This window comes from Sphingobacterium sp. NPDC055431 (assembly GCF_053644255.1).
This window is the reverse complement of sequence record NZ_JBSHLH010000008.1, coordinates 85,092-99,103: the sequence shown is the minus strand read 5'-3', so window position 1 is coordinate 99,103 and position 14,012 is coordinate 85,092. Positions and strand designations below refer to the sequence as shown.

Genomic DNA, 14,012 nt, shown 5'->3' with positions numbered 1-14,012 from the left:
TTTATGCTGTTTTTTTTATAGTTCTTGATTACAAATGCTTTATCCAATCTTTTATTAATTCCACCCCCTCTGTATGTATCATCGATCGCGCAAGTTCAGGCATGGCCGTTCCGGGTTCCGTGCTGTTCATCCTGTAATACAAGATGGACTTATCGGGAGAACCGGGCACGAGGTCAAAATCCAAGCCCCCAGCTCCAGAACCTGCTGAAACCGGCCCCTTATGATAGCCCAATCGTACTGTATCCGTTTCGGTATATTCCAGGAACAATCCTGTATTGAAAGCATCCCCTCCTCTACGGTGACAGTGGCTGCAGTTAATGTCCAGGTATGCCCTAGCGCGCTGCTCACGGCTGAAATTCGCTTTATCTAACCAATTCGGCAAAGCTTCAACCTCTTTCAGGTCCGGTAAATTTTCCAGATGACCCGCCTTCGCTAACCAGACCAGTTGATTTTCGGTCTGACCAGCTCGGGTATAATTCATGTTCCTTGCTTTTGGACCAATTGGTAATAATTTTGAGTCCTTGATGTGACAGCGCTTACAATCATTGGTATTAGGCACCATATAATTGGTCTTGTGCAATTTTCCCTCATCATCTTTCAGGCTGATAGGCAAGACAACACCACGGATAAATTTCACCGCATCATCCTGTTTCTCATCCCACAGGTAGTTCATCACCTTCCAATTATGGTCGGCCGGGTCCTTTACCAACAGCCTGGTTTCAATCATGATCTTCTCATCATCGCTGTTTCGATAGGCAAAATTCTTGATAATGATGGTCGAATCCGGAAACTCCAATTCTTCATCGTCCACATACTTCATCTTGCTGCCTTCCGGCAAAACGATAAATCGATCTTTGATAGCATAATCTGAAAATAACGCACTGCTCAGGTCATAAGAAATCAATTCAGGATTAGGATTCAATTCCGAAAGCTTTCCTTTGAAGAAACCATAATCAGATAGTTTCTCCTTAAACTGGAATTCAGTAGGGGTATTTTGCTGTTTCTTACCTTGGTTTTGACATGCTTGAACCATGAAAACCAAGAGCAGGAAACAACTAGATATCTTTATCAAGTTAGACATGTCTACTTACATTCAAATGGTTGAACATTGCTGTTGGGCTTCCATTTCGCCGGATCTTTAACATTGGCGAAATCAGCATTCACAAACATATTTTCCCCAGGTTGGTTGATACAGACCTGATCAGGATTTGGCGTTGTTCCTTGGGTCATGATATTGCTGGTCACCCCATCATATAGAATCGCAGGGATCCTCTTGTTCTTTCTGTTAGGATCGATTCCATTCATTTGCTGTTCAGTGGCAATGATCAATTGTCCTACCCTATGCTCATAGGCCGGTTTGGGAAATTCATTCCCCATGGTTATCGTATTGCCATAGATCTTGATATTGGTCGGGATCGGCGAGTATTTATCATTGATTTTCTCTGCCGCCTTATCGTCTACGGTAAATCCAGAAGCGATGGTTACGGCTGAGCTATTATTATTGGTAATCTTGTTATCAAAGATCTCAACATCCGAAGTGGCCAAAATAATGACTCCGCTACCCGGTGAGGCATTTCCCACTCCCCAGGAAGTACCAAAGCTTCCAGCTTTTGCAAAGTTCCTGAAATTATTATCATGGATATTGTTGTTGTAAGCCTTGATCCTGCCACCACGCTGGGACAGATCAGGAAGGTCGAACACCAAGAATCCAGCGGTATTGTCATAGAATTCATTATCATAGACTTCTGCATCCGTCGAGTTCTCGATTTCACAACCGGCCACATTTTTGGCCGCCTTGCTGTTCCTTACGATAGCGCCCTTGGTCTGCCCAACATAGATTCCCGCATCCGATGCGCCTTCTGCATAGCAGTTTTCGATCAGTACATTGCTACAGAGAACCGGATAGATACCATAACCTCCACTGGTCGAATCGGCAGTACTCCAGATGGCATGCAGCTCGGAAACCACGATATCCTTACCATTGTTTATTTTCAGGAGGTCCCCTTTGGAATCCCTGATTTCCATACCCTGTATCTTGAAGTTGGTCACATCCGTAACGCGGATACCTTCACCCCCTTGCTTCTGGTCCTTAAAGTTCAATTTCGTTTTCGTCGGTCCTGCACCGCGGATCAGGATATGGTTTACCTGAGCAATGCTCAAGTTCTGGAAGTTATAGTTTCCCTCTTTCAGGAAAATCTCCGTACTGTCTTTTAGCGAGAGGAATGCTTCCTCGATCTTTTCTTCCTCCCCAGGGCCGAAACTCAATTGCGTTCCATAACCACTGGTCTTATCGGCCGAATTTTTACAGCCGACCAACAGGGCCAAACAGAAGATTGCAACTATTGAAATGCTTTTCATGTGATTTGTTTTTTGGTTAATCTTAAAAAATATTATAGGCATAGCTAACGTAATACATCGCTCCGATCCTCGGGTTAGCAATACCTGTAGTATAGTATTTGTTGGTAATATTGGTTCCTCCGATGCGGATTCCCGAACGTGCTTTCAGGATCTTATAACTGATCTGCGCATCGATTACAGTCGAAGATGGAATTTGGCCTTCGCCCAATCCTCCTGCTGCTGCATAATGAAAACCTGGTTTATACCTTAAGGTAGTATTAAATGACCAAACTTGTTTCTTTCCGAAACCACTATTTCCAAATTCCATGTTCACATGGTAGTTTGGCGTATTGAAATTATTGATCTGGCTATTGTTCTTATTCTTCAGGAAGTCTGAGAAGTAATTCACCTTCGTCAAAAAGTTCTTGCCTAGATCCACGCTCACGCTGGCTGCATAACCATAGGTATTTACCGTTTCACCACCATTGAAAGCCATATTGTAGGTCACATATTTGCTTTGGTCCTTAAACGCATTTACATCATCGGTACCCGGGCTATTCGCCACATTAGCGTAGCCAATAAAGTTTTCCCAGGTAGAGAAATAGCCTAATACATCAAACATGACGCGCTTCGCAATCAATGCTGCATAGCCTACCTCGAATGAATTGACCGTTTGGGGTTTAATATCATCGTACTCAAATTTCTTTAGCACAGTAGGATCATTGGTTTGCTGGAATTCCTGGACACTTGCCAAAGTATATGGCGGGAATTCGTTGAAGTGATAATGATCGTTCAACAACAGGTTCGAACCACCCGAAGAGTAACTGTTATAACCATTCATGGTATTCTGCAAAGCCTGGATATTAGAAGGGAAACTATAGGCATTCTGATAAGAGAACCTCAGGTAATTCTGATAAGCTGTCTGGAAGACCGCCGACGCTCTCGAGGTCAATTTTGGCTTGCCCAATAGGGTATTCTTATCCAATCGGAAGGACGTATTCAGGGTCAAGCGATCGTCGACCAGACGTTTTCCAAGAGATAGATAGCCACTATATTCTTTCACGTTGATTGGCTTGTCCAAATCAGGGAAAAGCGTGTTTTTGGAGTTCAGGCTGTACAGTCTCCAGTTTACACCGGCAATGACATCCATAAATGGAATCAGCTTCCTGAAGTTATACTGGAATTCAGCGTTATACAGTTTTGAGCGATCCAAGAAGAGTGTTCCCCCCTCCGAGATAGGCGTTTGGGAAATCTGTTTTTTCAGTGCATTAAATCCTTCAGAGCCTTCTACCAATCTTCCTTGATCAGCGAATTGCCTAGCGGCAATATGGGCCGCTTGCATATCCGATCCCGTTGCCAATGCTGTCACCAAGGCTTCGGTATATTCAGGGTACCATCCACCTACATTGCCATCATAACTTACTTTCCAACCCTCATTGATCAACTGCGAGGTCGGTCCCGCAATCAGCGTATTTCCAGAATTTTCACGGGTAGTATAGGCCCTAACGAACCAATCTTCACTCTTCAGCTCCAATCGATACTGCGCCACCTTGAAATCATTGATCTGATATCGGGTATCATTGGTATAAACGATGTTCCCTGTACCAAAGGTTCCCGATGCGATGGCTTCCAAATCGGAATTTATCTTATAGCGAAGTTCAGTGTTCACCTTAAACATGTTGGCATTATTGTCCAGATAGCCCCATTCTGGGTACCCTGTCCTAGCCACATAGTTTGGCTTTGCCAACATGGGCTCGATCAAGGGCGTCAAAGCCGGATTCCCCATCATGGCCGCATATAGGAAAGGATTGATATCCGTATTTGTTGCACTTCCGTACATATTGATACCATTGTAATTCGGATCTACATCTGGTCCTCCTGGTCCATTCTTGTTCTGCATATCATTGGCTACCCAATCATTTGCTTTCGAATACTGAGCATTGATCTTATAGGCAAATTTATCGTTTACGGTATTGGCATATCGAATGACCCAATCGTAAACCGGCGATGCCGATACGGGGTCATTGTTCTTTTTGCTATTGACATGGTTTACCCCTTGGGTCACCAAAACGCTTAACCCTTTATACTTAAACGGATCTTTTCCGGTCATCACCATGGTTCCGTTCAATCCCCTGGAACCATAGAGCGCCGAAGAAGCTCCTGATAATAATTCAATATTGTCTACATCCAGTTGCGTAAGCCCGATAACCGATCCCAATGGGAAGTTCAGTCCCGGAGCCTGGTTGTCCATTCCGTCTACAATCTGGGTAAAGTTGGTATTACCACTTGTATTGAAACCCCTGGTCGTAACCGAGGTAAAACCCAAGCTGGACACCGTAACATCTACCCCACGTAGGCCCTGCACCATATCCATATAGTTGATCTGTGGCGAGTTCTGCACATCTTTGGTACTGATCTGCTCAATGGTTACCGGAGAAGACAATTTGGTCTGTACGGAACGGCTTGCGGAAACCACCACCTCCTGCGCTAAGGTGGAAGTTGGGACGAGGCCGATCAAAATAGGGCTTTGATTGTTTTCGACCAGCAGTTCCTGCTTTTCATAGCCTATGGAGGAAATCAATAGGGTCAGGGGAAAGCCTTTGTTCAACCGCAGTTGAAAGTGGCCTTTATCGTCAGTAAAGGTTCCTGCACGATCATCTTTGACGCGAATAGAAATAGCCGTTGCTGGCTCTTGGGTAATCTGGTTTTTGACAACACCTTGGACAATCTGTTGGGAAATTGCGGCAAAAGGTGCAAGAAAGCAAATCACCAAAATTATGTAGGCAATTTTTCTCATGGTTATTTGGTTAGTTTATAATTCGTTACAATTACAAACAAGCTCCATAAACTCAATTACCTTGGGGATCTGCTTAGTCTATTTTATTCCTTCAAATATTAAAGTCACGAGGGTCTTTATGTCTTTAAGGCTCTGAGTATAGTCTATATTGGTTTCTCTCTTGAGAATAGCTTGTTGCTCAACATTATGCTTCAGCGCATCGGTGAAATTGATCAGTACGGAAGCCACTTCCTTTGGATCTTTCATCCTGATCTTCTTCTCTTGGATGGCCTTTTCCAAAAGGGCCGTCAAGAATTCCTTTTCACGATGCATCAGGGCATCATACAGTTCAAAAAATCTAGGCAGAAGTTTGTGCAAGGTCTCAACCGAAACGCGGTTCATATTCAACACCTGGGTGTAGTAATTGAACCTGGACTCCAGATAAAAGGCCACACAATCCTCGATCTCGGTCTTCTCTGCTGTAGCTTCTTGTAGAGTTTGGATATATTTTTCACCTTCGCGCAGGGCAACCTCGATAAATATGTCCTCCTTCTTTTTGTAATAATAATACAACGATGTTTTATTCAGCCCAACGGCCTTCGCAATATCTTCTAAAGTGGTTTTATCTAAACCATAGCGCTCAAAACATTCCATCGCGGCCTGTTCGATCCGACTCTTTACCTGTTCTCTTTTATTCATCGCTTGACTAAAGTTAAATAATAGTTTTTCATTTTTCAAACAATTTGTTAAAATATTTGAAAAACTGGTTGAACACATCCGTTTTTAAACAAAATTTCGATTATTGTTTTTAAAAATGCTCAAAAATCCACTGATTATCAAGGCTTCCGCTTGATATTTAGAAACTATTGTTGAGGAAGTTTTCTGTTTACCTATCCTGAGGCAAGTTAGCAATGTAGTGCCCAACCATCTTTCCTGTGAAAATACAACCGCCCAAAAATGTACCTTCCAGGGAATTGTAACCATGCATCCCACCACCACCAAATCCAGCAGCTTCTCCTACCGCAAATAGGTTTGGAATGCAGGTTCCGGACAGATTAAAGGCCTGGCCATTTAGATTGGTTTCAATCCCACCAAGGGTTTTTCGGGTCAGGATGTTCAACCGTACCGCAATCAAAGGGTAATGATGGGGGTCTAATATCTTATGGGGTTTTGCCGTTCGCGCGATCTTGTCGCCAAAGTATCGTCGGGTATTCTGTAGATAGCTGACCTGAAAATCCTTGCTGAACTTATTGTCCAATTCCAAATCCCGCGCTTCCACGATAGCACGCACATCTTCCAGCTTCAAGAGGTTTTCACCACTGAGCTTGTTCATGCGCTCCACGAGCCCTTCGATGGAATCTGATACAATAAAATCCTTCCCATGCTCCTTAAATGCTTCCACGGGCGCGGTCGCTTTTTTCCCAAAGAGCCTCTTCACGATCAGTTTATAGTCTTTATTGGTCAGGTCTGGGTTTTGTTCCGATCCTGAAAGTGCAAATTCCTTTTTGATAATGCTTTGGTTCAATATAAACCAGGAATAGCTTTTCCCTGTTCCTTGTATATGCTTAAGTGTTCCCAGCGTATCGAATCCCGGATAATATGGCGCCGGCAATCGCTTTCCATAGGCATCCAACCAAATCGATGAAGGTCCCGGAAGGATCCGGATACCATGATTAGGCCAGATGGGCGCCCAGTTTTCCAGACCTTCCGTATAATGCCACATCCGGTCCTTATTGATCAAGCGTACGTTGGCTTCTTCTGCTGCTTGTAACATCTTGCCATCCACATAGGCCGGCACGCCAAGGACCATCCTTTCCGGAGCGGTGCCCAACCTCTCTGGCCATTGCTTCTTCACCATCTCCAGATTCGCTCCGATTCCACCACTGGCAATAACCACCCTGTTTACCTCAAACTCAAAGGTGCCGATAACCTCTCTATTGCTTGCCTTTCCTCTTTCTGCATCATCCTCCTGCAATTGATTGCCGAACAGCTTGATCGTATCATCAGAAACCAACTCCATTCTGTTTACCTGATGCCTAAACTTAAACTCCAATAAACCTTTCTTCTCCATTTCTAGGGCATGTTCCGCAAAAGGCTTCACTACTCCAGGACCTGTTCCCCAGGTGATATGGAATCGAGGGACCGAATTCCCATGTCCCTGTGCCCGTCCATCTCCTCTTTCAGCCCAGCCCACAATCGGGAAGAACCGCATCCCCAAGCCCTTGACATAGGCATACTTCTCCTGATGGGCAAATTTCAGGTAAGCCTCTGCCCATTGCCTTGGCCAATGGTCCTCCGGCCTATCAAATGCTGCACTCCCCATCCAGTCCTGCCTTGCCAATGCAAAGGAATCCTTTACCGATAACCTTCTTTGTTCCGGCGAATCGATAAAAAACAGACCACCGAAAGACCAAAAAGCTTGACCGCCCAAGTTATTCCTGTTCTCTTGATCCAACATAATGACCTTTTTGCCGGCTTTAGTGATCTCATAGGCCGCAACTAAACCCGAAAGGCCAGTTCCAATGATTAGGGTAGTGGATTGGCTCATAATTGATTTTTTAAGAAAGATAGGAAAAAATATCCTTAGATATAAAATGACAAAATCCCTGGCTTTTAATATCTAAGCACAAATCGATCGCATCATTGAATACCTTTTTTATATTTAGGCCTCTTGCTGCAGTTTCCTACAAAATGTTCCACGGAGAACAAAAAGGTTCCACTTGATGTAACTTATTGATAGATAAAGCATAAAAAACTTGCTGACTGATTCTAGCATTTGTACAAAACATGTAGGACTTTCAAACTTCCGATTAAATCTTGTGTTGCCCTTATTCGAAAATCATCTCAGGACAGCCGAACTTTAGGGTCCTTCTAACCATAGGATGGCGAACAGGCCCTGGAAATTATAGAGAGTCAATTGCCAGACCTGATCATAAGTGACCTGATGATGCCCAAAATGAATTGAACAAGCTCGGCAGATTCTTTTGACTGAAGATGCAACAATTACCCAAGTAATGTATCGGGTGGAGATATCTTCGTCTTCCTATTTTACATCTGCTTTTAAAAAAGAATTTGGTGAGACTCCTTCAGAGTATCTGAAAGGAGTGTGGGGGTAAAGTTGGGAGGGTTTCTATAATACATATCATGCTCTGCGGTTAAATATTTTGGATAAATAATTACACTTCTCAAATACACTTTTCATTTATACAGCCCCTTTCCAGTCAATAAAGGGCTATTGCAACCTATTGAAGTAATAAAAATTTTACAAAAACTAACCTTCTGAATATTAATAGATTAACTCAAAACTGTAGTGTATTTGTGTATGATATTTTCGTTTAAACATCTCTAAATCCTTCATTCTGTAGTGACAATGTAGGGCCATGATTTTACTCTCGCATAAAAGTTTTGTTGGAACTTTAATAATGGATTTTCCTATCTCGAAATTTTAATCCGTCTTGGGGAATACGGGCGGCATAGACCAGGGATTTTGAATAACCAATGATAAAGAAAATCACAATTAAACTATAAACCAAATTTATTATGAGAATCTTTCAAATTAAATGGACACAGAGCGTCACTTGGGCTATGTCCCTCTTTACATTGCTCGGAATGGTTTCCTGCGAAAAGGAGACTACAATCACTGAAAACCAAGTCGAAGAATTTAAGGCAACTGCACGCGCAGCTACCTACAGCTTGGTATGGTCTGATGAGTTCAATTACTCTGGCCAACCCAACAGTCAGAAATGGAGCCACGTCATTTGGAATCCAGGACAGGTAAACAATGAGAAACAGGCGTATACCAATCGGCTTGAAAACACGCGTGTTGAGAATGGAAACCTGATCATTGAAGCGAGAAGGGATTGGGGGAATGGACATGAGTACACTTCAGGCCGCTTAAACTCTAAAGCTGGCTGGACCTACGGCAGGATGGAAGCTCGCATTAAAATTCCTTCAGGTTGGGGAACATGGCCAGCTTTTTGGCTTTATCCAAATGATGAAACTAAATATGGCTGGAACAATACGACCAATTATTGGTGGCCAAACTGCGGTGAGATTGACATCTTGGAGCATGTAGGCAAGGACCAGAACAATATCCATGGTTCTGTGCATAGCCGGGATTATTATTTCAGGATTGGCAACCAGCGCACCGGAAAAACCTATGTAGGCGATGCGACCTCGAACTATCACGTATATGCCGTCGAGTGGTCTCCTGACCGCATCGACTTCTTTGTCGACAACAATAAATACTATACGGTACATAACGACTATTCGGGTTGGGGTTCTTGGCCATTCAACCACGATTTCCACATCATCCTGAATCTAGCTGTAGGCGGAGATTGGGGAGGTGATCCAGATCCAAATATCTGGCCTAGAAGAATGGAAGTAGATTATGTCCGTGTTTATAAGATGGAAAACAGCTCTGTCATCGGGCGTACAATCAGCTTGAAAGGAAGCAATAATCTTTATGTAACTGGTCAGGACGGTAAAAGCCCTATTTTCTGTAATAAGCCAAATGCACAGGCATGGGAGCAATTTACTGTGGTTGACGCCGGAAATGGAAAGGTTGGCCTACGGAGCATGAATAAGTATCTCTCTTCCGAAAACGGTCTTAAGCCCATGACTTGTGACCGAGAAAACATGGGGGACTGGGAAAAGTTCACCTGGGAGGTCATGCCTGATGGAAGGGTCGCATTAAAGGGAAATAATGGTAAATATGTTTCCTCAGAGAATGGACTTAAGGCAATGACCTGCGAACGAGATTATCCCCAAGCATGGGAAACCTTTGCATATAATTAGTTAGAATAATAAATTCCCAAAAAAGCCAGTGGTCCAATGGATCACTGGTGTTTTTGTTAACAAGATTTATGCTTCATTATAGAATCATTTTCCTTGCAATTTTAGGGTCCTTTGTACCTGCTTTGACCTGTGCACAAAGCCATGATAGGTTGATCTTTGTGGGCAAAACCGGATTAAGGTTTGAAAAAATGGATTGGTCCATTGCTGGAAATTTAGAGGGTACTAACCCCAATATCAAATCAGAGCTGAAGTGGACAGAATTGGTCATTGCTGACTTTGCCATTGCTTCTCGATTTAAATTTACTCCTAAGTTTTCTGTAGAAGCTGGAGGAAGTTTTGGAAAGACCCTAGGCGGCAATGTTTCAGATATCGATTATTTGGGAGATAATCGAACCAATCCCTCCTATCAACTCCAAATAAAAAACAAGAAAGGCTCTGACCATTCCTTTTATGGCCATCTAGCTTATTCTTTTCAGCCAAGTGAGTCTTTGGATTTAGAGCCTTTGATTGGATATAAGACTTCCTCGCATAACTATTGGTTGTCAGATGATGGAATCGAGCAGGGAGGCAATACGTTAAACAGTTCCTATAAAACGAATTGGAAGGGACCATATGCAGGTGTCAACATGATTTATAAGCCAATGGAAAGGTTAGCCTTCCAAACAAACCTTCAATATCATCAAATCAATTATCGCGCGGAGGGTAATTGGAACCTGATGACTCAATTTGCCCATCCAAAAAGCTTTGAACATACCGCAAAAGGGTATCAAGTTTCAGCATCGCTATCACCCATTTGGACTGTCCATCAAAACGTAAAGTTACTCCTGGACCTAGGCTACCATTACGGCCATACAGCTGATGGAAATGATTTGGCGTTTATGGCGGATGGAACGCAAGGTTATACCCGCTTGAATGCTGTTTCCAGAAGTTATTGGCAAGGTAGGATAGGCATAATTTTTAACTTCCTTGAAATTTAAAGGAAATCAAACACAGAGGGGAATCTATCCTTCGGTATGCCCTTTAATGCATCATTATGTACTATAGCTTGTTGCAACAATCTTTTTAAATATTTATTTTGTAATATTACATAGCGAATTTTAACCTATAGGTTATCCCCCAATACTTTTTTATGAACTATTGCTTTAGATTTCTATTTCTGATATTATTATTTATTTCACTGGATAGTTTTGCGCAGGGCACCATTTCTAAACCACAGATTTTCAATTATACAAGCAGCATCTACAAGGGGGGATTGCAGAATTGGTGTGTGGCCCAAGACTCCAAAGGGGTCATGTATTTTGGGAACAATGAAGGCTTACTATCCTTTGATGGCAGAAACTGGCGGATTCACCCGCTTCCGAATGCCACTGTGGTTCGCTCGGTGGCCATTGACAAGAATGACCGGATATATGTAGGTGGACAGGATGAACTTGGGTATTTTGAAGGTGATGATAAAGGCATGTTGGTCTTCCATTCCCTGAAAGAGAAGCTACAGGAATCTGAGCGGTTTTTCTCTGATGTTTGGCATACGGAAATATTGGGAGATGACATCTTCTTCCATACCTCCCTGTATATCTTTAGGCTCAGTCATGATAAGATGGTTGTGGACCGGGCCAAGAGCAGCTGGCAGTTCTTGGGACAGGTGAAGGGTGATATGTATGCTTATGAAGCCGAAATGGGCTTGATGCGGTATGAAAATGGCATCTGGAAATCCATATTAAATTCTACGGACATCGCCTCTGATGTGATTACGGATATCGTCAATTATAATGCAGACACCCTACTCATCTCTACCCTTCGGAACGGTCTGTATACCTATATCAATGGACAGCTTGCCCCTAAAATTATTAAAGGCTATACCAATCTCAATTCCTATCGCATTTCTTGTCTGCAAGATCTTGATAATGACCGATACGCAATAGGCACCAATTCTGGAGGATTATTTATCATCAATGCTTCTGGGGATGTGATGCAACATTACGTCTACAAGGGCGGTCTGCAGACCAACCATATACGAGCTATATTTACCGATAAAAACTCCAATCTATGGCTAGCAACCGATGATGGCATAGACTATATCACCATCAACAGCAGTGTCGGGTATATACAGCCGGATCAAAACACAACAGTCAGCGCATATTCGCACCTAATTTATGGGGGCCGCCTGTTTATAGGAACCTCAAATGGCCTTTATGCGACCGATTTGCTCAATGGCAATAGAGGTAAGGATATTGGAATGTCTCAAGCTCATTTCAAAAAGATAGCACATAGCGATGGACAGGTGTGGTCTTTAAATGAATTCAATGGCAGACTTTTGATGGCTCATGAGGACGGAAGTTTTGAGATCAAGGGCGATCAGGCGAATGCGATCTATAGATCCATCGGGACATGGCTCCACAAAGCCACCACAAGAGTGCTGCCATTTGAGCGATTGATAGCGGGTACGTATGCAGGTTTATGGTTGATCGGGTTTGATGGCAATAATTTTAATGAGTTGGGCCATATCAACAATTCCAATGAATCGCTGCGATTCATTCATTATGATGATAATGCAAATGCCGTTTGGGTGTCCCACCCCTATCGTGGAGTGTCGAAGCTTTGGTTGTCGAAAGACTTCAAGGAGGTCGTCAAGGAAAAATCATATACCCTGCCTGAGGCAGAGTCTTCTATCCTCCACAACTATCTGTTCTTTATCAAGAACAAGGTGATTGTCTGTAATCCCAACTATATCTATGAATATGATGAAAAGGCCGATCAATTTGTAAAATCAGCAGATTTTGCGGCATTAAATGGATTACCTATTCAGTACATGAAGGAAGACAAGTTTGGCAATATCTGGTTCGTCAGCAATAAACGGTTGAGCGTACTGGATTATTCAAAAAGCAGTAAGCAACATCCATTCATTCTCAATCATTTTCCGATGTTGAATGGGAAGATATTGGGTGGATTTGAGTCCGTGTATATACATGATCTAGAGAATGTCTTTATCAATGGGCAGAAGGGCGGGATTCTCCTAGACTATAAAGGTTATTTGGAGAAGGCAATCAAACCCAATGTATTGCTTCGGTTGATCAAGATATCGAATCAGGCCAAAGAGGAACAGGTCCTATATGGAGGTAATGGTAGCACTGCGGCTGAAGACCGGAAAATCCCCAATGCTTTCAATACCGTTCATTTTGAATTTAGTTCAACAAATTATGAGCAGCAGGAGCAGGTAGAATACAGTTACCTGTTGGATGGCTTGGAGACAAAATGGTCCTCTTGGAGCAACAAAGGAGAAAAGGAATACACGAATCTAGGGCCTGGAGACTATGTCTTCAAGGTCAAGTCCCGCAATGGAGTAGGAAATGAATCTGAAGAAGCTACAATTGCCTTTACAGTCGCTCCACCTTGGTACCTACATCCCTTCATGTATGTGCTGTATGCCATATTCTTTATCTCCTTCCCTTTCTGGATTTTGGCCATGCAGCGCAAAAAACTGAGAAGGGTCCATCAGCAGGAGCTTCAGCTTACCCAATTGGAAATCGAGAAAAAAGAAAAGGAAGTCATCAAGTTACGCAATCAAAACCTAGAGGCGGAAATAGGTTATATGGACAAGGAATTGGCCAATTTAACCATGAACATTATACAGCGCGGTGAGGCCCTTGGAAAGATTAAGGAAGGGATAAACCGATCCATGGAAGGCATAAAAGATGCGGAACTCAAGAGCAATTTCAAGCAATTGACCCGGATCATCCGATCGGCAGAACAGACAAATGATGATTGGGAGAAATTCAATATTCACTTCAATCATGCCAATGAAAACTTCTTTTTGCGCTTGAAGAAAGAGCATCCCGACCTGACCCAAAAAGAGCTGCAGCTATGTGCATTCCTAAGGATGAACCTGTCCTCAAAAGAAATTGCGCAGTTGATGCATGTTACAGCCAAGGCTGTTGAAGTAAGTCGGTATAGGCTTAGAAAAAAACTGAAGATAGACCCAGAAATCAACCTTTATAACTACCTATTGGAGTTTGCAAAACCTGAGACACCAAATTAAGACAAGGGAAATATTTGCCTGAATCCCCAAAATATACACAAACAGCACTGAGGGAAAACCGTAATT

Annotated in this window: 9 protein-coding genes; 4 read left to right on the top strand and 5 right to left on the bottom strand. The window is 42.9% G+C overall.

Annotation, left to right across the window (positions count from 1 at the left end; genetic code table 11):
• Nucleotides 1-28 precede the first annotated feature (28 nt).
• From ACWIB3_RS09495 to ACWIB3_RS09475, 5 genes are all read right to left on the bottom strand, one after another.
• The gene (locus ACWIB3_RS09495) at nucleotides 29-1,081 is read right to left on the bottom strand and encodes an SO2930 family diheme c-type cytochrome (RefSeq protein ID WP_454291466.1); all 1,053 of its coding nucleotides are present in this window, start codon (nucleotides 1,079-1,081) and stop codon (nucleotides 29-31) included.
• Nucleotides 1,082-1,083: 2 nt separating this feature from the next.
• On the bottom strand, nucleotides 1,084-2,358 hold the full coding sequence (locus tag ACWIB3_RS09490) for a parallel beta-helix domain-containing protein (RefSeq protein ID WP_185212840.1): 1,275 nt from the start codon (nucleotides 2,356-2,358) through the stop codon (nucleotides 1,084-1,086).
• Between the two features lie 22 nt (nucleotides 2,359-2,380).
• Complete coding sequence (locus ACWIB3_RS09485) at nucleotides 2,381-5,134, bottom strand: TonB-dependent receptor (RefSeq protein ID WP_454291465.1); 2,754 nt, start codon at nucleotides 5,132-5,134, stop codon at nucleotides 2,381-2,383.
• A gap of 78 nt (nucleotides 5,135-5,212) precedes the next feature.
• Nucleotides 5,213-5,812, bottom strand: a complete 600-nt coding sequence (locus ACWIB3_RS09480) for a TetR/AcrR family transcriptional regulator (RefSeq protein ID WP_185212838.1) — start codon at nucleotides 5,810-5,812, stop codon at nucleotides 5,213-5,215.
• 187 nt (nucleotides 5,813-5,999) lie between these two features.
• Nucleotides 6,000-7,661, bottom strand: a complete 1,662-nt coding sequence (locus tag ACWIB3_RS09475; protein WP_454291464.1) for an FAD-binding dehydrogenase — start codon at nucleotides 7,659-7,661, stop codon at nucleotides 6,000-6,002.
• Nucleotides 7,662-8,073: 412 nt separating this feature from the next.
• On the opposite strand from ACWIB3_RS09475, the gene ACWIB3_RS09470 reads away from it, so the two are divergent.
• The 4 genes from ACWIB3_RS09470 (at nucleotide 8,074) to ACWIB3_RS09455 (ending at nucleotide 13,946) form a co-directional block, all read left to right on the top strand.
• Nucleotides 8,074-8,229, top strand: coding sequence for a helix-turn-helix domain-containing protein (locus ACWIB3_RS09470; protein ID WP_454291484.1), 156 nt, complete (start codon nucleotides 8,074-8,076; stop codon nucleotides 8,227-8,229).
• Nucleotides 8,230-8,653: 424 nt separating this feature from the next.
• On the top strand, nucleotides 8,654-9,910 hold the full coding sequence (locus ACWIB3_RS09465) for a family 16 glycosylhydrolase (RefSeq protein WP_254526699.1): 1,257 nt from the start codon (nucleotides 8,654-8,656) through the stop codon (nucleotides 9,908-9,910).
• A gap of 68 nt (nucleotides 9,911-9,978) precedes the next feature.
• Nucleotides 9,979-10,887, top strand: coding sequence for a hypothetical protein (locus tag ACWIB3_RS09460; RefSeq protein WP_313261334.1), 909 nt, complete (start codon nucleotides 9,979-9,981; stop codon nucleotides 10,885-10,887).
• A 152-nt stretch (nucleotides 10,888-11,039) separates the two neighbouring features.
• A complete protein-coding gene (locus ACWIB3_RS09455; RefSeq protein WP_454291463.1) occupies nucleotides 11,040-13,946 on the top strand; it encodes a triple tyrosine motif-containing protein in 2,907 nt (968 codons plus the stop codon).
• The last annotated feature ends 66 nt before the right edge of the window (nucleotides 13,947-14,012 follow it).

Bases quoted from the DNA above. Each gene is read 5' to 3' on its own strand.
- ACWIB3_RS09490 (WP_185212840.1), bottom strand. From the start codon at position 2,358: ATGAAAAGCATTTCAATAGTTGCAATCTTCTGTTTGGCCCTGTTGGTC.
- ACWIB3_RS09485 (WP_454291465.1), bottom strand. From the start codon at position 5,134: ATGAGAAAAATTGCCTACATAATTTTGGTGATTTGCTTTCTTGCACCT.
- ACWIB3_RS09480 (WP_185212838.1), bottom strand. From the start codon at position 5,812: ATGAATAAAAGAGAACAGGTAAAGAGTCGGATCGAACAGGCCGCGATG.
- ACWIB3_RS09465 (WP_254526699.1), top strand. From the start codon at position 8,654: ATGAGAATCTTTCAAATTAAATGGACACAGAGCGTCACTTGGGCTATG.
- ACWIB3_RS09455 (WP_454291463.1), top strand. From the start codon at position 11,040: ATGAACTATTGCTTTAGATTTCTATTTCTGATATTATTATTTATTTCA.
- ACWIB3_RS09495 (WP_454291466.1), bottom strand. From the start codon at position 1,081: ATGTCTAACTTGATAAAGATATCTAGTTGTTTCCTGCTCTTGGTTTTC.
- ACWIB3_RS09460 (WP_313261334.1), top strand. From the start codon at position 9,979: ATGCTTCATTATAGAATCATTTTCCTTGCAATTTTAGGGTCCTTTGTA.
- ACWIB3_RS09475 (WP_454291464.1), bottom strand. From the start codon at position 7,661: ATGAGCCAATCCACTACCCTAATCATTGGAACTGGCCTTTCGGGTTTA.